The sequence below is a fragment of the Rhizobium sp. CC1099 genome, assembly GCF_029714385.1.
Taxonomy (GTDB): domain Bacteria; phylum Pseudomonadota; class Alphaproteobacteria; order Rhizobiales; family Rhizobiaceae; genus Rhizobium.
In genome coordinates, this window is the sequence record NZ_CP121642.1 from 1,631,403 (window position 1) to 1,651,529 (window position 20,127).

The 20,127-nt window shown below is 60.0% G+C and carries 20 protein-coding genes and 1 pseudogene; 10 read left to right on the forward strand and 11 right to left on the reverse strand.

Going from position 1 to position 20,127, the window contains the following annotated elements:
- Positions 1-3: 3 nt before the first annotated feature.
- The 5 genes and pseudogenes from QA644_RS28985 to QA644_RS29005 all read right to left on the reverse strand — a co-directional run bounded on the left by QA644_RS28985 (position 4) and on the right by QA644_RS29005 (position 4,895).
- Positions 4-816, reverse strand: a complete 813-nt coding sequence (locus QA644_RS28985; protein WP_194730901.1) for a formylmethanofuran dehydrogenase subunit C — start codon at positions 814-816, stop codon at positions 4-6.
- A pseudogene (fhcD, locus tag QA644_RS28990) lies at positions 813-1,720 on the reverse strand (formylmethanofuran--tetrahydromethanopterin N-formyltransferase). Before fhcD ends, QA644_RS28985 begins: the two are co-directional and overlap by 4 nt.
- Positions 1,708-3,339: a formylmethanofuran dehydrogenase subunit A gene (locus QA644_RS28995; RefSeq protein WP_283072679.1), complete on the reverse strand. Its 1,632-nt coding sequence runs from the start codon at positions 3,337-3,339 to the stop codon at positions 1,708-1,710. Before QA644_RS28995 ends, fhcD begins: the two are co-directional and overlap by 13 nt.
- A complete protein-coding gene (locus QA644_RS29000; protein WP_283072680.1) occupies positions 3,336-4,367 on the reverse strand; it encodes a tungsten formylmethanofuran dehydrogenase in 1,032 nt (343 codons plus the stop codon). Before QA644_RS29000 ends, QA644_RS28995 begins: the two co-directional genes overlap by 4 nt.
- A 135-nt stretch (positions 4,368-4,502) precedes the next feature.
- Entirely contained in the window at positions 4,503-4,895 is a 393-nt protein-coding gene (locus QA644_RS29005; protein ID WP_239600390.1) for a 4a-hydroxytetrahydrobiopterin dehydratase, read from the reverse strand.
- Positions 4,896-5,009: 114 nt separating this feature from the next.
- Between QA644_RS29005 and QA644_RS29010 the strand changes: the two genes are divergently transcribed.
- The 7 genes from QA644_RS29010 to fae all read left to right on the forward strand — a co-directional run bounded on the left by QA644_RS29010 (position 5,010) and on the right by fae (position 11,417).
- On the forward strand, positions 5,010-5,993 hold the full coding sequence (locus QA644_RS29010) for a beta-ribofuranosylaminobenzene 5'-phosphate synthase family protein (protein ID WP_283072681.1): 984 nt from the start codon (positions 5,010-5,012) through the stop codon (positions 5,991-5,993).
- A 14-nt stretch (positions 5,994-6,007) separates the two neighbouring features.
- Positions 6,008-6,904 (forward strand): NAD(P)-dependent methylenetetrahydromethanopterin dehydrogenase, encoded by an 897-nt coding sequence (locus QA644_RS29015; RefSeq protein WP_283072682.1) that lies wholly within the window; start codon positions 6,008-6,010, stop codon positions 6,902-6,904.
- Entirely contained in the window at positions 6,882-8,009 is a 1,128-nt protein-coding gene (locus QA644_RS29020) for an ATP-grasp domain-containing protein (protein ID WP_283072683.1), read from the forward strand. The genes QA644_RS29015 and QA644_RS29020 overlap by 23 nt, the downstream gene beginning before the upstream one ends.
- Positions 8,006-8,965, forward strand: coding sequence for a methenyltetrahydromethanopterin cyclohydrolase (gene mch / locus QA644_RS29025; RefSeq protein ID WP_283072684.1), 960 nt, complete (start codon positions 8,006-8,008; stop codon positions 8,963-8,965). The genes QA644_RS29020 and mch overlap by 4 nt, the downstream gene beginning before the upstream one ends.
- Positions 8,958-9,890: a RimK family alpha-L-glutamate ligase gene (locus tag QA644_RS29030; RefSeq protein ID WP_246763424.1), complete on the forward strand. Its 933-nt coding sequence runs from the start codon at positions 8,958-8,960 to the stop codon at positions 9,888-9,890. Before mch ends, QA644_RS29030 begins: the two co-directional genes overlap by 8 nt.
- Positions 9,887-10,750 carry a triphosphoribosyl-dephospho-CoA synthase gene (locus QA644_RS29035; RefSeq protein ID WP_283072685.1) on the forward strand — a complete coding sequence of 288 codons (864 nt, stop codon included), beginning with the start codon at positions 9,887-9,889 and terminating at the stop codon, positions 10,748-10,750. Before QA644_RS29030 ends, QA644_RS29035 begins: the two co-directional genes overlap by 4 nt.
- 160 nt (positions 10,751-10,910) lie before the next feature.
- Positions 10,911-11,417, forward strand: coding sequence for a formaldehyde-activating enzyme (gene fae / locus QA644_RS29040; protein ID WP_074072240.1), 507 nt, complete (start codon positions 10,911-10,913; stop codon positions 11,415-11,417).
- Between the two features lie 177 nt (positions 11,418-11,594).
- Here fae and QA644_RS29045 read toward each other — a convergent pair whose 3' ends face one another.
- The gene (locus tag QA644_RS29045) at positions 11,595-12,296 is read right to left on the reverse strand and encodes a HisA/HisF-related TIM barrel protein (RefSeq protein ID WP_074072241.1); all 702 of its coding nucleotides are present in this window, start codon (positions 12,294-12,296) and stop codon (positions 11,595-11,597) included.
- A gap of 43 nt (positions 12,297-12,339) precedes the next feature.
- On the opposite strand from QA644_RS29045, the gene QA644_RS29050 reads away from it, so the two are divergent.
- Positions 12,340-13,386, forward strand: a complete 1,047-nt coding sequence (locus QA644_RS29050; RefSeq protein ID WP_239600383.1) for a hydantoinase/oxoprolinase family protein — start codon at positions 12,340-12,342, stop codon at positions 13,384-13,386.
- A 34-nt stretch (positions 13,387-13,420) separates the two neighbouring features.
- On the opposite strand, the gene QA644_RS29055 is transcribed toward QA644_RS29050, so the two are convergent.
- Genes QA644_RS29055 through QA644_RS29075 form a run of 5 tightly spaced genes read right to left on the reverse strand, consistent with a single transcriptional unit; the run spans position 13,421 to position 17,726 of the window.
- On the reverse strand, positions 13,421-13,984 hold the full coding sequence (locus QA644_RS29055; RefSeq protein WP_283072686.1) for a DUF447 domain-containing protein: 564 nt from the start codon (positions 13,982-13,984) through the stop codon (positions 13,421-13,423).
- Positions 13,981-15,378: a DUF6513 domain-containing protein gene (locus QA644_RS29060; RefSeq protein WP_283072687.1), complete on the reverse strand. Its 1,398-nt coding sequence runs from the start codon at positions 15,376-15,378 to the stop codon at positions 13,981-13,983. The genes QA644_RS29055 and QA644_RS29060 overlap by 4 nt, the downstream gene beginning before the upstream one ends.
- Positions 15,371-15,922, reverse strand: a complete 552-nt coding sequence (locus QA644_RS29065; protein ID WP_040115778.1) for a flavoprotein — start codon at positions 15,920-15,922, stop codon at positions 15,371-15,373. Before QA644_RS29065 ends, QA644_RS29060 begins: the two co-directional genes overlap by 8 nt.
- Positions 15,919-16,557 carry a dihydroneopterin aldolase gene (locus QA644_RS29070; RefSeq protein WP_239600380.1) on the reverse strand — a complete coding sequence of 213 codons (639 nt, stop codon included), beginning with the start codon at positions 16,555-16,557 and terminating at the stop codon, positions 15,919-15,921. The genes QA644_RS29065 and QA644_RS29070 overlap by 4 nt, the downstream gene beginning before the upstream one ends.
- Positions 16,554-17,726 carry a (5-formylfuran-3-yl)methyl phosphate synthase gene (locus QA644_RS29075; protein WP_283072688.1) on the reverse strand — a complete coding sequence of 391 codons (1,173 nt, stop codon included), beginning with the start codon at positions 17,724-17,726 and terminating at the stop codon, positions 16,554-16,556. Before QA644_RS29075 ends, QA644_RS29070 begins: the two co-directional genes overlap by 4 nt.
- A 237-nt stretch (positions 17,727-17,963) precedes the next feature.
- Here QA644_RS29075 and QA644_RS29080 point away from each other — a divergent pair, with 237 nt between their 5' ends.
- Entirely contained in the window at positions 17,964-19,112 is a 1,149-nt protein-coding gene (locus QA644_RS29080; RefSeq protein ID WP_283074046.1) for an ABC transporter substrate-binding protein, read from the forward strand.
- Positions 19,113-19,132: 20 nt separating this feature from the next.
- On the forward strand, positions 19,133-20,107 hold the full coding sequence (locus QA644_RS29085) for a YVTN family beta-propeller repeat protein (protein WP_283072689.1): 975 nt from the start codon (positions 19,133-19,135) through the stop codon (positions 20,105-20,107).
- Positions 20,108-20,127 lie beyond the last annotated feature (20 nt).

The window sequence follows — 20,127 nt, forward strand, 5'->3', positions numbered from 1 at the left end:
GGCTCAACCTCGCGGAAACATGATTTCGCCCTTGCCCAAGACCGCATTGTCGCCGCCGAAACGGAAAGGTTTTGCGCCGAGCAGCGGCCGGTCAAGGATCTTGTCTTCCATCAGATAGCGGTCGAACAGTGCCGGAAAGACGATTTCGACGCGGCCGCAATCGATGAACGTCGGCGAAAGCGCCGCTGGTCGCCGGTCGAACAGAAGCGAGCCGCGCTTCATCAAGTGGCCGGGATAAAGACCCACGCGTCCGATCGCAACGATCGTCCCGGCGGTCATGCCGAGACCGGCATAATCGCCGCATCCTTTCAAAAGCGCGATGATGCCTCGCCGCATCTTCTCGCCGGGGCGATGGCCGGCCTTGCCGCCAACAATCACGAGGCCGCCCGTCATGCCGTGGATCTCTCCCGCCATCGGCCCGCCAAGGCCATCGCCTGCATCACCGGCGATCTCGATGCGCCCGTTCCTCATCCCCGATCCCGCCTGCAAACCGGCCTTTCCTTCGATGTTCAGGAGGCCGCCAGCCATGCGGCGACCGGCGCGGGCGCCGACATCGCCCTCGACGCGGATCTGTCCCGTCGTCATCTCCGCTCCGACGAGGTCGAAGCGCCCGCTGCCGCCTGAAAACACGATGTTCGAGATATCCCTGCCCGCCACCTTGAAAACATCGCCCACCGTGGCGGGACGCCGGCTCGTTCCAATCGGCAATCTGGCGATGTCGGCAGGCTGCATGCCGTTGAGCTTTTGGGGCGTCAAGCCGGATAGATCGAGCCTTTCATCCGGTTCGGAGCGAAGGGTGAAGGTCAGCGGCTTCATGGCAGGAGATCCCTCAGATGATAATGGAACTTGCCGAGTTTGCCGCCATAGTTTCCCGCGCTGATGCGCAAAGCGCCGCGCCTCGGCCCGAAATTGATGACCGCCTTCAGCCCGGCTCGCATCGCCGCACCCACCGCCTCGCTCGTCTCCCCGTCGATGACGATTTCAAGGATTGCATTGATGTCGGGACCGAGCGCACTCTTGGTCACCCCCCGTAGTGTGGGCGCATAGGCATCGTTGGTCGAAGCCATCATGCCCTTGTACTTGCCGCCGATTTTCGAGCCGGAGCGCACGATGCCGCCGGGGAAAGGCATGATTGCGCCGGGAACCTTCTCAATCGCCGCCACGGCGCGCTCGGCGGCCGCCAGCGCCTTTCCGCCGTCTGTGGCGAGCAGGAAGAGGTTTCCGCCGCCAACCGCCTCTTTCGTCAAACCGGCCTTCGCCTCGCACAGAAATTCGCCATCCATGACCGGCACCCGCCAATAATGCTTGCCGCCGAACTTCTTGGAGATCTGCCATCCGTCGCCGAAATAGCGCAGGGATGATCCGAGATCGAGCGAGGCGCTGCCTTCGAGCCCGGAAAAACAGGCGCTGCCGGGCGAGGTCAGAACACATTGACCGAGCCTGGTTTTCAACTGCTTCTGCAGCTCGTCCGTCCCCATCGCAAAGATCATCACGCGGCAGCCCGGACGCCCATCCGGCGTCTCGGACGCCGGAATATCGATGTCGATCGCCGCCTCGCAACCACAGCCGATGACGGAGGTCGCAAAGCCGTCATGGTGGTCGCCGCCTGGCGCGCCCACTTCAGGCTCGGCGCGGTGATGATGATTGCGGTCGCACGCATGCCGAATGCCTCGGCAAACGTGTCGTCGATCTCAATGCCGTTGCGGATCAGCTCTTGCATGCGACCTCCGCAAAAGGGTTTTCGCGACAAATCGCTGAATCCGGAAAGGTGAACCAGTCGAGCGACAGCCCGTAGCGATCTTCGTGATAGGCTTGCATGCGCTTGGTGATGCTCTTGTCGGGCGGCAAATTGAGGTGCACCGTCTTTCCCCAACGATAGTGCGTGACGACGCCGTCCTCGACGACCAGGTCGCCGTTCTTGAACACCAGAGCCGCATCGCGGAACATCCTTTGGACATCCTGCCCTTTCCGGTAGACGGCGATATCCGCGATTGCGCCGGGGCCGAGGTGCCCACGGTCATCGAGGCCAAGCAGCCTCGCCGGCGCTGCTCGCGTCATGACCGCAACTTCCTCAAGCGTATATTCGCGGGAGATCGAGGCGAGTGTGGTAAGCTCCAGCGCGGAGCGGTCGAGCTCGTCCATCTTCGCATTGCGGACATCGCGGCGCATCAGCAACTCGAACAATTCGGGATAGGCCGTGAAGGGGGCGCCGTTCGGATGGTCGGTGGTGAAGAAAACCCGCCATGGGTCGTTGATCAGCAAGAACAGCTCGAGCCCCACCGCCCATTGCAGCGAACCATAGTAGTCCTTGCGATAGCGATAGGGGACAATGCCGCCGCCGTTTCCGTCGCCGTCGAAGAGAATGGACTTTTTCGGACTTGCCGTTCGCATTCCGGAATACTGCCTTATGACGTCGGATGAGATTGTCACCGTCTGGCCGAACATCACCTGGCCGACGTCGATCGTCACGTTTTCCGTGCTGTTGACCAGATCGGCAAGACGGGCAGCCTCGGAGGAAAAGCCGCGTTTGCCTTCGGTGCCGTAACCATAAAACTGCAGGTGCGCGAGATGGATTGGTTGGCCTTGCGCCGCGCGAATTGTCTCAGCAGCCGTTGCGGCGTTTCCGGCGATGCCAAGGTTATTGGCGTGGACATGGAGAGGGTGAGGAATTCCCAGACGGCCGACGGCGGACTGCAGCGTCTCGACGATCTTGCGGGAAGTGACGCCGTAGGATGGCACGACGTCGTCGAAGGCGAAGCTGCGGATGTTTTCCTTGAAGGCGGCTGCTGCGCCTGCATTGATCACCTTCACGCCGAGCGATCTTGCCGTCGACACGGTCCAACCCACGTAATCGTCGATCATCGCCGAGGAGGCGTTGTCCCTGATCATCGACAGAAGGAAATCGTCATTGCCGAGGATTGCAAGCGTTGCCTTGTCGATGATCGGGATGTCGGCAAGCTCCATATGGGTATGAAGCGCGTTCGAAGGCGACATGGCGGGCTCCACCACGGTGGTAAAACCCATCTGAGCGTAAAGGCATCCCGTGTTGAAGGTAGACCACCCGGCGTTTGCAAGCGGCGTGTGCAACGGCCGTTTGAGGTGCGCGGCATGTTGTTCGGGCAACAGAAGTCGGGCCGTATTGACGTTTCCCCCGCCGATATGCGAGTGGATGTCTATTGCACCGGCCATGACGAGGCAGCCGGAAACGTCATAGGTTTTGTCGGCCCTCTTTGAGACCGGCTTTTCGATGATGACGCCATCCTTGATCCAGACGTCGCGATTGCCGGTCGGACCATTGACCGGATCCACCACTTCCCCACCTGCAAGACGGATCATCATGATGGCAAACCCTCTCTCTGCAGGGCATGCTCGAGTTGCCCGACGATTGCATAAACGCTGGGGAGAGCGGAAGGCGCCGTTGCGGCAACGGATCTTAGGGTTCCGATGCGGCTCGAATAGACCACGCCGTCATGGTCAAGACCAGCCTTGCCGATACGAACGGTGACCAACGCGCCGGAGGCGGGCCGTTCACTTCTCACCAGCGCGACCGTGGGCACTTGGCTGCGTTTCGGCGGACGCGCCTCGTCACGCTCCGATACCCACAAATGCAGATCCGCCTCCTTATCTGCAATCATCCGCTCGATGTCGCAAAGCCACGGGTCATGGATGGGTGAGCCGGTCGAAAAGCCTGTACGCGGCGGAAAGCCCGTCATCCAGGTCGATGCCAAGACCATGCCCCAGGCGTCGTCGTCGGACGGCAGGAAAAGAGCCGTCGCCCGCCGGGCTCTGTTGATGTCTGCCAGCATGCCTTGCAGCATCGCCAGACTGGCCGGGTCGTTGAGATGGGAGAAGACGAAGACGGGAAAACGCGCGCTCGCCATTTCGCTTAAGAAAGTATCGATATTGGCGAGAGGGGCGGATGTTTTTCTTCCAGCCAACATCGCCCTGAGGCTTCCGAGCACGGCATCGATGGGAAAATCGGACGAGCCCACTTCGATCGCCTTCAAACGCCGCAGAGGCTCGCCGGCGGCGGCCGGCGCCTTGCCTTTGATCTGAAGCCAACGCCTTCGGCTTGACGACGAAAGATCCGCCGCCGTTGACGCAAGCGATAAAAGCAGATCGTGATGAGCCGCTGCAATGTCGCCCACGATGATGATGAGGTCGGCGCGGCGCCGCACTTCCGTCGCCGTTGCAAAAAAACCGCCGATATCCGTGTGAAGTGCCACTTCCTGAAGAAGGTTTCGGCCATTCACGTGGTCATAGGTCGCCCCGACCCGCTCCGCCAGCGCAATCAGGCTGCGGGAGCCATGGACATCCGATTCAATGGAAAATACCGGGCAGCGGCTCTTTGCCAGAAGCTTTGCCACCTGCTCAATTGCATCTGGCAAAGGAACTGTTTGGCTGCCGATCCATGCAACCATCACACTCCGAAACTTTCTGGTGCCCCCGTGAATTTATCTGTTCTTCGTCAAATGTGAAGTCCATCCGACGAAAAATGCAGCTCAGCTATCATATTTCAGGTAAGCAAATCGCTGATCGGCATTGGGCGTGCCTTCGAGAGCACCGTCCGCCTTGCCCGGCTGCCATTGGACGACGTCCTCAATTTTTTTGGCGAGTTCGAAATCCTTGTCGGTCACGCCTTTGGCGGCATGGTTCATCAACAACACCTCCACCCACGCATAGGATGCCTTGAGATCGGGATGGTGCCAGGCCGCCTCTGCCAGGTGTCCAACCGTGTTGATGACCATCAGGGTGGATTTCCAATTGTGCGTTTTGTATCTGCGGCGAATCCAGCCGTTTTCGTAGCGCCACTGCGGAAGCTCCGCCTGCAGCTTCGAAACGATTTCGTCCTCGGAATAAACGCGCTCCCGTTTCCGTTCCGTCTCCTCGCTCATCGCGGCTGCTCCTTTGGTTCTTTTCTCCCGGCTCCTCACCCAGACTTGCGCTGGTAGTAAAATACGATAACATAACTCAGGGCCCGATTATCAAAAAGTTCAGAAATAGAACCGATGTCGGACTCCGTCTCCATTCAAGTTCCTGGACGCTTGCACCTCGGATTCCTGGACATCCCTGGCAAGGACAGCTCGCGTTTTGGCAGTATCGGTTTGCCGCTGGACGGCATATCGACGCGGCTGGAGGTCTCGCGGGCAGCCGAGACCAGCGTCCATGGACCCGAGAGTGCCCGGCTTTTTGCTCACCTTACGGCCCTGCGGTCTCGTCTCAAGCTCTCAGGCCATCACCGGGTGATGGTTCGAGAGACAATCCCGGCCCATGCCGGGTTGGGGTCTGGAACCCAGCTGGCGCTCGCCGTTTCCGCAGCGCTTCGAAGCTTGCATGATTTGCCGTTCCACATCCGCGAAGATGCGGCCTTCCTGGGGCGCGGCGCACGATCGGGAATCGGCATTGCGGCCTTCGAGAAAGGCGGTCTAATCTTCGATGCGGGCAAGGCCAGGGACGATCTGACCCCGACCGTCATTTCCCGCATTCCGTTTCCGAGCGAGTGGCGCATCATTCTCGTTCTGGACAGCCTTGCCCACGGAATTCACGGAGACGCTGAAATCAAGGCATTCCGCGCGCTGGCGCCGTTTCCTGCAGCCGGCTCGGCTTCGATCTGCCGCCATGCGCTGATGGAGATCATGCCCGCCGCGTTCGAAAAGGACATGGCCACTTTCGGCAATGCGGTGACGGCAATCCAGCAAACGCTGGGCGATTATTTTGCACCGGCGCAAGGCGGCCGTTTTACCAGTCCGGCGGTCGAAAGGACGCTCGCAAGGCTTGCCGAATGCGGAGCCGTCGGCATCGGGCAAAGTTCCTGGGGACCGACCGGATTTGCCTTTGCTCCATCTCAGGCGGCTGCCGAGCGGATTGTCGCTTCTGCCGCGCTAATGGACACACAAACGACAATCCGCATCGTCGCCGGCAGAAATGAGGGGGCGCAGATCGCGCGAACGAGGGCACCGCAGCAATTCGAACTGGGTCGGGAAACATACTAGAGAAGGCGAGCCAAATGAGCCGGAAAACCATTCTCCATATGCTTACGCCATTGAGGCAGATGAGCCCGTTCGACGTCAATATGGCCCTTGATGCTGGCTATGACCATGTCGTTCCTTACACGGACGTGGCGCTCGCCGACATAGCCGGCCTTGTCCAGGATGCGGTCTTCTCACGTCCGCCGGATGCAGGCGTTGCCACCGGCATTTTTATTGCCGGGCGTGATACGATCCTGGCACTCGACATGATCGATGCCGCAAAGCAGGCAATGGTGCCCCCTTTTGAGGTTTCTGTCTTCGCCGATCCTGCCGGCTCGTTTACCACCGCCGCAGCGATGGTCGCCAGAGTCGAGAAAACACTTGGAAAACTGCACAATCGTGAGCTGGCGGGAACGAAAGTGAGCATTTTCGGCGCGACCGGCGTCGTCGGCTACTGCACCGCCGTGATCTCAGCCAAGGAGGGCGCAGACGTCACGCTGGTCGGTCACGACGGAATTGCGCGTGTCGAAGCCATCGCCGAGGCCATCAAGGCCCGCTTCGGCGTCACTGTGACAGCGGCGGACGGTTCGACGGAAGAAAGGAAGACGGAATTGTTGCGCCAGGCCGAAGTGGTGCTGGCCGCGGCCAAGGCTGGCGTCAAGGTGATCTCTGCCGAACAACTGCGCCAGGCGGCAAATCTGCTTGTTGCGGCAGATGTCAACGCCGTGCCGCCGGCAGGCATCGAGGGCCTGGCCGTCCATGCGAAAGTCGATACACTCGGGGAAACCGCCGCAGTCGGCATCGGTCCGCTTTCTATCGGCAATGTCAAGTACAAGACCCAATCGGGGCTGTTCAAACAGATGATCGGCGCTGAAAAACCGGTAATTTATGATTTTCAGGATGCTTTTACCCTTGCCCGCAGCATCGAAAAATAGTCCTGCGATTCTGATCGCGGCCATTTCCGGCCGGTCACTTGCCGCAGCAGCGCGCCGTGCCGGCTATCGGCCGTTGGTGGCCGATCTGTTCTGCGATTGCGATACGGTCGCCCTTTCGGAGAGGACGGCGCGCCTGTCGGGCAGTATAAGCGAGGGAATAGACCGCGAGAAAATCATCGGCATATTGTCAACCCTTATGGGCGACGAGAAACCGGCCGCATTGGTCTACGGCTCCGGCTTCGAACGTCAGCCCGACGTCATCGACGCACTCGGTCGAGTGTTTCCGCTTGCCGGCAACAGCGCCGACACCGTGCGGGCGATCAAGGACCCCGCCAACCTGTCCCAACTTTGTCGAAGCTTGGACATCCCGCATCCGGCGATCCAGTTCTCGTCACCAGAAAAACCGGAGGGCTGGCTCACGAAGCTTGGCGGCGGCGCCGGCGGGTCGCATGTCAGACCGGTCGCAACGATGCCTGCCGAGCCAGGCTACTATTATCAGCAGCGCATGTCCGGCCGCAGCATCTCGGCTCTTTTCCTGGCCCAAAATGGTGTCGCCCGCATCATCGGCGTCAGCCGGCAATGGTCTTCGCCTTCGCCAACGTCACCATTTCGTTATGGCGGGGCCGTCCGTCTCATGCGATTTGACCGGCAAAAGAAAATGCAAATCGGTTGCTGGCTCGACAAGCTGACGCGCCACTGCGGCCTTGTGGGTCTTTGCAGCGCCGATTTCATCGATGGGCCGGAGGGGCTTCATCTCATCGAAATCAACCCACGGCCTGGCGCAACGCTGGATATCTTCGACACCGACAGCGCACCCCTCCTCATTGAGCATTTGCGCGCCGTGCGCGGGGAAAGAATCGACGTGCCAGTCTATCGCGGGGCTGCGGCCGCGGCGATTGCCTACACGTCTCGTTCCATCTCCTGTTTCCCCGATGTCAAATGGCCGAACCTGACGGCCGACCATCAAAGGCCGGGTTCGGCGCTCAGCCCCGGCGATCCGGTTTGCACTGTCTTGGCGCATGCCCGATCCGCCTCCGCAGCAGAGCGCGCTGTCAAGCGCCGTGTCAACCAAGTAGCGCAGCATTGGAAGGAGGAATTCCAATGAAGAACGGAATGGCCCATCTCAACAGGAATGCGCAACGGATCATCGATCAGATCATTGCCGACGACGAAAGATTTGGCGTCGCATATGGCCGCGGCTCTCTTGGAGAACATCTCATCGACGCCGGCGCGGCAAGCCCCGGAGGCCTCGAAGTGGGTCTGCGGATGGCGGAAATCTGCATGGGTGGCCTGGGAACGGTCTCGATGGTGCTCGATCGTCATAACGAAAAGTGGCCGTTGAGCGTTACCGTCCATTCCTCCCAACCGGTTCTTGCCTGCCTCGGCAGCCAGTATGCGGGTTGGCGGCTTTCGCATGAGAAATATTTCGCCATGGGCTCGGGCCCTGCGCGTCTGCTGGCGCGCGTGGAGCCCCTTTTCGAGGAAATTACCTATAGCGAAACCGATGCTTCGACGTCAGTTCTTCTTCTTGAAACGGACAAGGCCCCGCCGCCAGCCGTTGTCGAAAAGGTATCAAAGGCGACAGGACTGGGCCCTGACGCTTTGACCTTCATCTACGCGCCGACGCAAAGTCTTGCAGGCTCCGTTCAGATTATCGGGCGCTCACTGGAGGTCGCTCTTCACAAGGCCCACAGCCTCAATTTTCCGTTGGATGCGATTGTCGACGGAACGGGATGCGCGCCGGTTCCAGCGCCTCATCCGGACTTCCTGCAGGCTATGGGGCGGACGAACGATGCCATCATCTATGGCGGATTGGTGCAGCTGTTCGTTCTAGGCAGCGCGGCAGACGCGCGCGCGCTCGCCGAAGAGCTGCCGAGCTGCAGGTCGCGCGACTACGGGCAGCCTTTTGCGGAAATCTTCGAGAAATTCAACGGCGACTTCTACGCGATTGATCCGCATCTCTTCAGCCCGGCCGAAGTGATCGTTACGGCTGTCGAGACAGGCGACACCTTCCGCGCCGGTGAATGGAACAGAGAGATGCTGGAGCAATCCCTTGGTTGAACAGACGGTGATTTCAGACAAAATTCTCATTCTTTCCGACAAACCAGACCGCCAGGTGAGACAGTTGCGTCGCGCCTTCGGAAAACTCGGCGCGGAGACGATCTTCTGCCCGCTTGCCGATATCGCGTTCGATACCCGGTATCCATCAGGCATTGCCATCCCGACGCTTGATGGAGCCCTTCCGGCCGGTGTGATCGTCCGCTCCATCTCCGGCGGCAGCTTCGAAGCGATCACACGCCGTCTCGGCATCTTGCACGCGCTGACCCAGCTTGGCGTGCCGGTCTGGAACTCCGCCAAAGCAATCGAGCGTTGTGTCGACAAATCGACGACGACGTTTCTTCTTGCGGCTGCCGGAGTGCCAACGCCGGAAACGTTCGCAGTGGAAGGTCCCGCCAATGCCAGGACCGTCGTTAAGCGCGAGGTGCCGCATGGCCTCCTGGTGCTGAAACCGCTCTTTGGATCGCAGGGACGCGGAATAAGGCTCATTCGTTCGATCGACGATCTGCCTGACCCGGACGAGGTCGACAATGTCTATTACCTGCAGCGCCTTGTACTGCGTGCCGGACCGCCCTATCGGGATTACCGGATATTCGTCAGCAATGGTGAAATTCTCGGCATGATGGGTCGTTGCGCCGACGGCTGGATCACCAATATCGCCCGCGGCGCGAAAGCCGAGCCGGTCGTCGGGCCGCTGCGCCCGAAGCTTGCCGAACTTGCGCTTGCCGCCGCCGCCGCTGTTGGAACCGACTTTGCGGGCATCGATATCGTACAGGGATGCGAAGGCAATCTTCTCGTACTGGAAGTCAACAGCATGCCGGCCTGGACCGGCTTGCAATCCGTTGTCCCCGTCCGCGTCGCCGATTGCATCGCTCAGGCAATGGTCGCGCTTCTCAGTCCGGACGTAAAGGAAAGGCCCGCAGCATGACGCTGACGCGGCAAGAGATCATGGCAGCCTACCTCGACGCCTGCCGTGCCGAGATCGATGCCTTGAAGCCGGGCAACGTGCACCGCTTCGCAGACGGCCACCGGATGACGGCGGATCAATTCCTCCAAAGTGCGGCCGTCAGTTCGCTATCGGTCACCGAACCGCTTCAATCGGTCGGTCAGCGTGTTCTTCGTGCGGTAACCGCCACCCGCGAAAGCGTGGGAACGAACACCAATCTCGGCATCCTCCTGCTTTGCGCGCCGCTTGCCAAGGCGGCCGAGAGCACGTCTTGGGATTTCCGCAAGGACCTCACGCAGACATTGGATGAAATGGATGCGGGCGATGCCCGCGACGTCTTCGCCGCAATCCGCCTCACCAACCCGGGAGGGCTCGGCAGCGCCGAAGAACATGACGTCAGAGACGAGCCGACGGTGTCTCTCGCCAACGCCATGGCCATGGCGGCCGACCGCGACATGATCGCGCGACAATATACGAACGGCTTTGAAGACATCTTCAACGGCGGCCTGTCGGCGTGGAGAGAAGCGGCCGCCCGCGGCGAAGAGGACATGTGGCCGACAATCTTCGTCTATCTTTACTTCCTGTCCTCGTTTCCCGACAGTCATATCGGGCGCAAACACGGGACCGATCTCTCTGCCGAAATTGCGAAAGAGGCAGACACAATACGCCGTCGGGTGATGGACGAGACGCGCTTGCCGAGACGGGAAGAGATTCTGCTGGACTTCGACAGGCGGCTGAAGGACAGGGATATCAACCCCGGGACCTCCGCCGATCTCACGGTTGCAACGCTTTTTGTCTGCAACATGAAGTTCGGCTTGCATAATCGCAGCTTAGATGTTTGAATTTGGCCGGCGAATAAATCTTACTCGCTGCTATCTGGCCAACCGACCCAGTCAAGGGTGCTGCGAACAAGGATAGCTGTCCATCGAGCGTCGTGTCTCGTGTGGTACGGCTTCTTTGGACGAAACTTTTTGACCATACGGTACAAGGGAGGAATTGGCCGTGGCAAAGATTAGCAAGGTAATGGTTGGTGAGTCACTCGTTGGCGAGGGAAATGAAGTCGCGCATATCGATCTTCTGATCGGACCGCGTGGAAGCGCAGTGGAAACGGCATTTTGCAATGCGCTCACGAACAACAAGGACGGGTTTACGTCACTTCTGGCGGTCATCGCCCCGAACCTGGCCTGCAAGCCGAATACGATATTGTTTAACAAGGTTACGATTAAGGGTGCCAAGCAAGCCGTGCAGATGTTCGGCCCGGCACAGCATGCGGTGGCAAAGGCAGTCCAAGACAGCGTAGCCGAAGGCATCATTCCCGCCGACGAAGCCGATGACGTCTTCATCTGCGTCGGCGTCTTCATCCACTGGGAAGCAGAAGACGACGCCAAGATCCAAGATTATAACTACAGGGCAACGAAGGAAGCGATTGAGCGCGCAGTCACCGGCAAGCCGACCGCGGCGGAGGCAACTGCTCAGCGGGACACCGTCAAGCATCCTTTCAGCGCCTAGACACGAAACAACCCCGCAAAGGGCGAGCCCGCCGTAGAAACAGGCGGCCTGTTGCGCCGGTTGTCGAAGCTTTTAGGCTTCAGCGGTACGCCATCTTCAAGCGCCAATGGTTGAAATGGCAGTGCTTCGGCTAAAGGATTGAGAGAAGAGGCAAAGCGCCTCTTCTCTTAAATTTCCCTAGCTCCCATAAAAGGCGGAGACGTCGGTTCCGGTAAGTTCGCCGCTATGCAGCGATGTTGCGACCAGTGCACCAGCAATGCCCATGTCGCTCAGCCGTTCCAGGTCATTGACGTTGCGGATCCCGCCTGCGGCGATGATGTCGCGGTTTCCGGCGATGTCCTTGATTGATCGCAAGCGATCGAAGTCGGGTCCGCAGCGCGCACCCACCTTGTCGAGTGTCATCACGATCACCCGTCTCGGCCACAGGTCAGGCGTTGACATGATGGCGGGCGGCCCGAGGAAGGCATCACCGCGAAAGTCGAGGGAAAGGATCAGTCTCTGATGCGCACCGAACGCGCTGAGAACGTCGGTACCGGCCTGGCTTTCGGAACCCAGGACGGCATAGATCTGCGCGTTGGCAAGCGCCTGCCCGACGTCCGTCGCACTTCGAAACCCTGCATCGAGCCAGACGTCCGGCCTCGGCTGCAAAAGAGATAGAGGCCCGGCGGCAGAACAATGGCTCGAACCGCTCTCGATGGCATCGAGGTCGGCCACATAAAAGATCGAAAACGGATGGATTCGGCGCAAGCCGTCGGCGACACTGCTGATCGCCGGTATCGCACTGAGCGGCGTCTCGATGGGTCTATAGGTATCGCGCATGCCCATCTGCGCGCGTACCACCTGGCCGTCTTTGACGTCGAGAACGGGAATGATAAGCAATGGTCAAACCTCGGCAGAAACGATCACTCACATGAAAGCCGGAATGGTAGCAGAAGAAAAGCAAACAGTTATCGGCTGGGACATCGGTGGCGCGCATTTGAAGATGGCGCGGACCGAGAATGGCCAAATTACCCATGCCAGGACCGTCAAGGCGCCGATGTGGCTCGGGCTCGATCAGGTGCGCGATGCGCTGGATCAGTTCCGCCCGCTTTTTCAAGGCAATCCCATCCATGTCTTCACGATGACGGGAGAGCTGTCGGATGGCTTCCCGTCACGAGACGCCGGCGTTCGCCATATCCTGGATTTCATCAAAGCGGAATTCGGCGGCGACGACCTGCAGGTTTATGGTGGCCGGTCCGGCTTCGTCGATCTTTCAGACGCCTACGATCTCGGCCCCGATATCGCCTCGGCCAATTGGCATGCCACGGCTGCGTTGAGCGCCAGGATCAAAGGAGAAGGTCTCTTCGTCGACATGGGTTCGACGACCACCGACATCCTCGCGTTTCAGAACGGACGGCTCTGCAACAATGGCTATTCCGATGCGGAGCGTCTGTTGACCGGCGAACTCGTCTACACGGGCTTTACGCGCTCGGCGCTGATCGGAATTGCCGAAAGAGTTCCGGTGCGCGGCACGATGACGCCGCTGATGAATGAGTATTTTGCCAATACCGCCGATCTCGGGCGCATTCTCGGAACATTGGACGAGGCCGACGACCAATACCCCGCCGCCGACCGAAGAGCCAAGTCGCGCGATGGATCGATCGGCCGTATCGCTCGCATGGTCGGACGTGACGGCACCGATCTTAGCGAAGGCGAATGGATCGATGTCGCGCGCTGGTTCAGCGAGCATCAATTGCGCATGATCCACGACGGTGCGTTCAGGGTTTCCGGCAATGCCGCACTAAGCCCGGTCGCACCGGTGGTGGGCGCGGGGATCGGTCGCCCGCAGATCATGCAGCTCGCCAAACGCCTGGAGCGGCCCTACGTCGACTTCGGCATGCTCATTCCAGCAGCATCGAACGAAATCCGCGATCAGGCAAGCAAGGCCGCGCCGGCCGCTGCCGTCGCGCTACTGTGGTCGAAATCGTAAAACCCCCTACGGACGAAATGCCGGACGGATCCCGTCAGTCTCCGGCCGAATGGGCGTTCACGCGCTCCATCAGCCAATCCCAGGCCTGCCGCTCGTCAGCACCGGCCGTCTTGTCGATGGCAATCGACAGATATGCAATCTCGGAATCGACCTTTTGCTTGGGCAGCATATGCAGTCTGCTCACCAGGATCGCGAGCTCGAGAACGGCTGCCTTGGCCCGGTTCATGCCTGTGAACGGGGCATGCGTGGCCTCAGCTGCGATCCGGCAGAAATAGCGGGGGCGGATCTCGTCCTGCGTGACGGAAAAGACCTGCAAAACGGAATGACTGAGCGCTGCCTCCAGACGCGGGACCGGGCAATCTTGCACCGCAACCAGCGGCCATTCCCGCCGTCCGGTGAGACAGCCCGCGAAAATCCGCATGTCGTCCGTATAATTGGCAATGGCAAACGGCACGGCGGTAAGATTTTCGAGGGTTGTGGAGGGGCGGAACGGCGCAATGACCCACCCGTCATCCTGAGCGATGATACCGAGGGGCGCGATATGCACCCGGCCCTTGGCATTCACCGTCGTTACGATCGTTTCGCGAATGAAGCTCATGGGCCGTCCTTCTTTGCGCGCAGCGTATGCCCGGCCCCGGCAAGCCGTGTGCGGTCCTCGCCTGCGCCCGGGCTCGCCACGCCCCAGGTAAGCGGCTCGTCCTGCGAATAGCGTTTGCCGAGCTTCCAGGCGATTTCCGCCTTCATCAATTCCGCTCCCAGATAAAAGGCATGCGGGCCATCCTGTTCGACATTGAGCACAGGAAAGAGGTCGAAGGCGTTGTCGCTCTTCCAGTGGCCGGCTTTGCTGAAGACATGGATGCCGTCAGGAGCGGTCATGATGCGGAAATTGGCGTCGCGCACGTCTTGCGCAAGCGCCTCGATATCGGCAATGGAGCTCGCAAAGGGCGCACGGTCGTGTATTTGCAGGAGGGCTGCGTCATAGCCGCGGGGCAGCGCATGATCGTGCTTGGCGGCATACATGATACGTCGCGCCCGGTCATGTTCCTCCACCGTGCGCACGGTATGCGGACTGACGTTGACGACCAGCACGTTGGCGATGGAAAGCTCCGAGCAAAGGCCCGCGAGGATGGCTGTTATTCCCGACGTGTCGGCGTCGGTCAGTTCGGTCAGGTTGCCGGTGCCCATCATCATCTCGACGTCCGGCCAGCGGCGGCGAGCCTCGATGAAGCGTCCAAGCGAGGCGGCGAAGCCGAAATGGATTGGGTCGAGGACCGGATCGGCGATGAAGGATATCCCGGCGTTCTGCGCCGCCTCGATGGCACGGCCGAGAGAGAAGAGGTCGCCCGGCACGGCTGGAATGAGAACCGGTTTGACCTTGTGGCGCGCGGCAATTCCGATTGTCTTTTCGTTGAGGCTCAGAAGATAATCGGCGCCGGAGCGGGCGGCGAGTTCCAGTTCATCGGCGTTTGCTGAGTCCACGCTGACGCAGAGCCCCTCGGCCTTGATCCGCCCGATGGCTTCTTCTAGATGGGCAAAGGGCGTATCTGGAAGGCAGCCCAGGTCGATCACATCGGCGCCGCCGTTTGCGAGCGCTCGCGCTCTCTTTAGCAGCGCCTCTAGCGACAGGGTCGATGCGTCGACGATTTCGGCGAAGATGCGCATCTCGTGGCGCGACAGATCCGGCGGCTTTCCCGCCCGGCCAAGGTAGACGGACAGATCCGCCACCTCGTCAGGTCCGCGCACGAAAGGGATGCCGAATTCGTCGCTTAACCGTTCCAGATGGCCTCTGAACCGACCGGGCAAGACAACTCGGTCCGCCTTCAACGGCCGAGGCAAGCGACGGCTGACGATTTCTTCCGTCATCAGGGCGGCAACCTTCACACCGATGTCGATGATCTCGTAGGTGAAGGGGGTTGTTCCCAGTCCGGTGAGAATGTTTTCAAGCCTGGCCTTTGCCAGGTGCCCGGTCAGGAAGACGAGATGCTCAGCCACGACCGTCGATCTCTCCTTTCCGCCGCGCCACCGCCAGCTCCAGATCAGCAAAGGATTCCACGACCTGCGTGCGTTCAAAGGTCTTAAGACGGGCCGTGTTCTCAAGATCGATCGGCCGCGGATAGACCTTCACCATTCCGTGGGGGGCCATTGTCTCCAGCTCGGGCGCGGTGTCGCAAGCAAAGACGATTGATGGAAGCCGGCATTTGCCGGCTTGTGCGTAGACATTCGTGGCGATCGTGTCGGAGATTCCCGCCACGCATTTGGCAACGGTATTGGACGTGGCAGGCGCAATCACGACGCTATGATAGACGCCGTGATAGAATTCGCCGACAGGGACTGCGCTTGCCGTCTTGTCGTGAAGAACGCGTGTCGTGTCCGAAAAATCGAGCTTCAGCCCATACATCCTGAGAACTTCGTCTGCGGCCTTCGTCACGAAGACGTCGCAATGGTCGAGTGAGCGGATTAATTCGAAGCATTCGACGAAGAAATGGCCTGACCCGGTCAGCACCCAGGCCCATCGCGGCGTTCGAAGCCGCGTCATCGGCACGTCTCTGTGCGGGCTTCATCGGGCAATCCCACGCGGCGCCCGGGTATGCGGGTCATGGGCAGCGCGAGCAGCTGCGAACGCAGCGACGATGGTCCGGCAACGTACAAGACTGTCTCCTTCCCGAGCAATTGCGGCAGCATGGCATCGACGACGCCATTGTCAACGAGCGCTTCCAGATCGTTCGGAAGGGATTCCGGATCGACCTGCTTGCACAACAGCAAGTGGCCGCTTCCGATCTGCCTGCACAGCCAGGCCGCAAGAGCATCCGACGTCACATCCCACGACTGTGCGATGTCGGCGTTGCGGGTCATCTGGGACGGCAGCCATACCGGTATCCCGTCTTCGGCAAGAATTGCGTCGAGCTCGCGCAGCGACCGGGCCGGTTGAAAACGCGGATGCCGCTCGGCGATCACGATGCCGAACTGATCCATCGCGAGAATGGCCATCTCATGTGCCGCGGCATTTGAGAAGTGCATGTTATTTTGCGAAACGCGCACCTGGTCGGCAAACGGTCCGCCGCCGGGAACGATCACCAATGGCAAGCGCGCCGATGCCAGCACCGCAATCCATTGGTCCATCTCGATACGGCCGGCCGTGCTTCCTCCAAGCTTGACGACCAGCGGCTTCATACCACTTTCCTTCCTCCATCGGCCTTTGCCGCTACGACGCGAAGCGGCTTTGACAATCGGGCGCTTTCCCTCTTGCGCTCGATCTGCACGCCGACGCCGCCCGGACCCAGTTCCAGTTTTTCTACTCGCACGACGACACGAGCCACACGCGGGTTCTCAAGGATGAACGCTGCAGCCTGCTCGGCAAGCGTTTCAACCAGATCGACATGACCACGGCTGACGATCGCGCGGATGCCGTCCATGATGAGGTCATAAGAAACGATATGATGCATGTCCTTCGGATCGCGGGTGAGACGAAGGACATCCGCCGTCACATCGAACCGGACCTTCTGCTTTTTGCCATGTTCAAAGCTGTAAGCGCCGATGTCGACCGGCAGGACGAAATCCCGCACGAAAATCTGGTCGGTGCCGAGATTGTCCTCAGCCGGATCGGGGAAATATCCCCGTGCCGCCAGGAGTTCGAGGTCAACGCTCGGCGTTTTTTCAGCTGGCCGCTCCCCGGGTATTAGAGCACGGATCTTTGCGGTGGCTTCAGCGTCCAGATCGGCGTTCCTGGACAGGCCCTCGCACAGCGATCCCCGGAAGCCCAAAAAATCCGGCTTGCCCGGCAGCAAGCGTGGGATGTCGGGTGCTTCCAGTGAGCCGGCAAGGCCTGTCATCAATCCGTGCCGTTGTCCCTGCGCCACAAAATCCGAAATGCGATCTGGAGGAATGTGATCCAGCAACCGTCCCTTCGATTTGTCATCCGTATCCAGCATGACGCCGTAAAAGCCTGCTTTTGCAAACGATGTCATGACGTTCTCCTCGTATCGATGGTCGGCAAAAACAACGGCGATCAACCTCTTGCGGCCGGCAATATCGGCCAAGGCTTGCGCATCCGCCCCGATGCGGGACGACGGCAAAAACCCGATCTTGATGAAATCAACGCCTGTCGCGGCCACCTCCTCGACCCTTGCCCTGAGGGCCTGCAGATCGCCGCCAAGTTCGCCGCAGGCGGCACTGACGGGCCGTCTGCCGGACACGAAATCGACAACGTCGATGATTTGCGGGATGTCTGCCGCCCCGAGCGCGCCGCGCAAAGGGTCCTTGAGATCGATAATGTCCGCACCTGCCTGCAGAACGATCTCCGCCTCCTTGCGATTTTGAACACTGGCCAACATCAATGTCATGGCATGTCTCCGCAGGCGCCGCATTTTTCCCAACCGTGGCGGGAAAAGTTGAGTGCAAGTATTGAGTTTATCGGGGATTGGACTACAAACATAGTGGGCACCTTATCGAGACAGCGCGTCCGCCTTCGTTGAAGCCGGCGCGGAGCGTGGCGTGGTATGACCATGAAGAGTATGGTGCCGAATACTCTTATCTTTTTATTCGCTTGTTTTTCGCTGCTCGTCAATGCGCCGCATCTGATGGCGCAGCAAAATCCCGCCGCTGAGCCTGCAACGGAAATCCGCATAGGATATCTGCGCGCCTATGAGCCGCAACTTGCGCTGTCGGTCCTGGATGTTCCCCCGCGCGATGAAGGCGTTGCTGGTGCCAACATCGCCATCAACGACAACAACACGACCGGCAGATTTCTCGGCCAGTCGTACAGCCTGGACGTGGTGGAGACGAAACGGGAGGCGGATGTCGTCCCGGTTTTCAGGCAGATGCTGGCGCGCGGCGAGAAATATGTGCTGACCGACATATCGGCCAAGCAGTTGCTCTCCATTGCCGATCTCGCCAAGGAGAACGGTGTGCTTCTCTTCAATGTCGGCTCGACGGATGACATTTTGCGCGAGCACGAATGCCGCTCCAACGTCTTCCACACCGCTCCGACGCGCACCATGCTTGCCGATGGCCTGGCGCAGTATCTGATCTGGAAGCAGTGGCGCAATTGGGTGCTGCTTTACGGTTCCCACGAACCGGACCAGCTTTTTGCGGATGCGATCCGGCGCTCTGCCAAGCGTTTCGGCGCGACGATCGTCGAGGAGCGGCTCTACAAGGATACAGGCACGGCCCGCAGAACCGACAGCGGCGTCGTTCAGGTGCAGCGACAGATGCCGGTCTTCACCCAGGGACTGCCCGACCATGATGTCGTCATTGTTGCGGACGAGAGCGAGGTCTTTGGAAGCTATGTTCCTTTCCGGACCTGGGACCCGCGGCCCGTCGCCGGCACGGCGGGCCTCATTGCCTCGTCCTGGCATCCGGCCAGCGAACAATGGGGCGGCTCTCAGATCCAGAACCGCTTCGTGAAGGTCACCGGACGGCGCATGCTCGGCAAGGACATGCAGGCATGGACGGCAGCCCGCATCCTCGGCGAGGCCGCAACGCGGACCAACGGCAACGATCCTGCTCAGATCGAAGCCTTCATAAAAGACGAAAATTTCTCACTGGCGGCCTTCAAGGGACAGAAGGTGAGCTTCCGTCGCTGGAACTGGCAGCTCCGCCAGCCAATTCTGCTCGGCGATGGGCGCGGTGTGATCTCCACCTCGCCCCAGGAGGGTTTTCTTCACCAGTTTTCCGAACTCGACACATTGGGGATCGATCAACCGGAGACAGCCTGCAAATTGAACTGAATACGCAATGGGAGGAGAGAATGCGCAGACATGTTTATCTGCTTGCGGGAATGATCGCCGCCGTCTTGTATGCGGGACCGTCTCTGGCCAACACCGTCTATGTTTCGAACGAGAAGGACAACACCGTCACCGTCGTCGACTCCAAGACGATGGAAGTCACCCAGACAATCAATGTTGGACAAAGGCCGCGCGGCATTACGATTTCCCATGACGGAAAGCACCTTTATGTCTGCGCAAGCGACGACGACACCGTCGAGATCATCGATACGGCAACGCATCAGATCATCGGGACACTGCCTTCCGGTCCGGATCCGGAGCTCTTCGTGCTCTCGCCTGACGGCAAGACGCTCTACGTCGCAAATGAGGACGACAATCTGGTCACCGTCATCGACGTCGACAAGAAAACCGTGATCACCGAAATACCGGTCGGCGTGGAGCCAGAAGGCATGGGCGTCAGCCCCGACGGAAAGACGATGGTGAACACCTCCGAAACGACGAACATGGCGCATTTTATCGATACCTCGACCCATGAGATCGTCGCCAACGTGCTCGTTGACTCGCGGCCGCGCTTTGCCGAATTCAAGCCGGACGGTTCACAGGTCTGGGTCTCTTCGGAGATCGGCGGAACCGTCTCCGTCATAGACAATGCCTCCAGACAAATCGTCAAAAAGATCACGTTTGAGATCCAGGGCTTGCGCTCGGAGGCGATTCAGCCAGTTGGCGTGCGGATTTCGGTGGACGGCAAGAAAGCCTATGTCGCCCTCGGCCCGGCCAACCGCGTGGCGGTCGTAGACACGCAAACCTATGAGGTCGAGAAATATATCCTTGTCGGTCAGCGTGTCTGGCAGTTGGCTTTCACGCCCGACGGCCAGCACCTGATCAGCACGAACGGTCTTTCCAACGATATCACCTTCATCGACACGGCGAGCGACGAGCCGGTCAAATCCGTCACCGTCGGAGCCATGCCGTGGGGAGTGACCGTAGCACCCAACTGATAGGCGTTCCGATTTCCAAA

Excerpts from the sequence above, each read along its gene's own strand:
- QA644_RS29065 (WP_040115778.1), bottom strand. The coding sequence starts at position 15,922 with ATGACGCGGCTTCGAACGCCGCGATGGGCCTGGGTGCTGACCGGGTCA.
- QA644_RS29055 (WP_283072686.1), bottom strand. The coding sequence starts at position 13,984 with ATGAGCTTCATTCGCGAAACGATCGTAACGACGGTGAATGCCAAGGGC.
- QA644_RS29010 (WP_283072681.1), top strand. The coding sequence starts at position 5,010 with ATGTCGGACTCCGTCTCCATTCAAGTTCCTGGACGCTTGCACCTCGGA.
- QA644_RS29005 (WP_239600390.1), bottom strand. The coding sequence starts at position 4,895 with ATGAGCGAGGAGACGGAACGGAAACGGGAGCGCGTTTATTCCGAGGAC.
- mch (WP_283072684.1), top strand. The coding sequence starts at position 8,006 with ATGAAGAACGGAATGGCCCATCTCAACAGGAATGCGCAACGGATCATC.
- QA644_RS29035 (WP_283072685.1), top strand. The coding sequence starts at position 9,887 with ATGACGCTGACGCGGCAAGAGATCATGGCAGCCTACCTCGACGCCTGC.
- QA644_RS29080 (WP_283074046.1), top strand. The coding sequence starts at position 17,964 with ATGGCGCAGCAAAATCCCGCCGCTGAGCCTGCAACGGAAATCCGCATA.
- QA644_RS29070 (WP_239600380.1), bottom strand. The coding sequence starts at position 16,557 with ATGAAGCCGCTGGTCGTCAAGCTTGGAGGAAGCACGGCCGGCCGTATC.
- QA644_RS28995 (WP_283072679.1), bottom strand. The coding sequence starts at position 3,339 with ATGATGATCCGTCTTGCAGGTGGGGAAGTGGTGGATCCGGTCAATGGT.
- QA644_RS29050 (WP_239600383.1), top strand. The coding sequence starts at position 12,340 with ATGGTAGCAGAAGAAAAGCAAACAGTTATCGGCTGGGACATCGGTGGC.
- QA644_RS29015 (WP_283072682.1), top strand. The coding sequence starts at position 6,008 with ATGAGCCGGAAAACCATTCTCCATATGCTTACGCCATTGAGGCAGATG.
- QA644_RS29075 (WP_283072688.1), bottom strand. The coding sequence starts at position 17,726 with ATGACATTGATGTTGGCCAGTGTTCAAAATCGCAAGGAGGCGGAGATC.
- QA644_RS28985 (WP_194730901.1), bottom strand. The coding sequence starts at position 816 with ATGAAGCCGCTGACCTTCACCCTTCGCTCCGAACCGGATGAAAGGCTC.
- QA644_RS29085 (WP_283072689.1), top strand. The coding sequence starts at position 19,133 with ATGCGCAGACATGTTTATCTGCTTGCGGGAATGATCGCCGCCGTCTTG.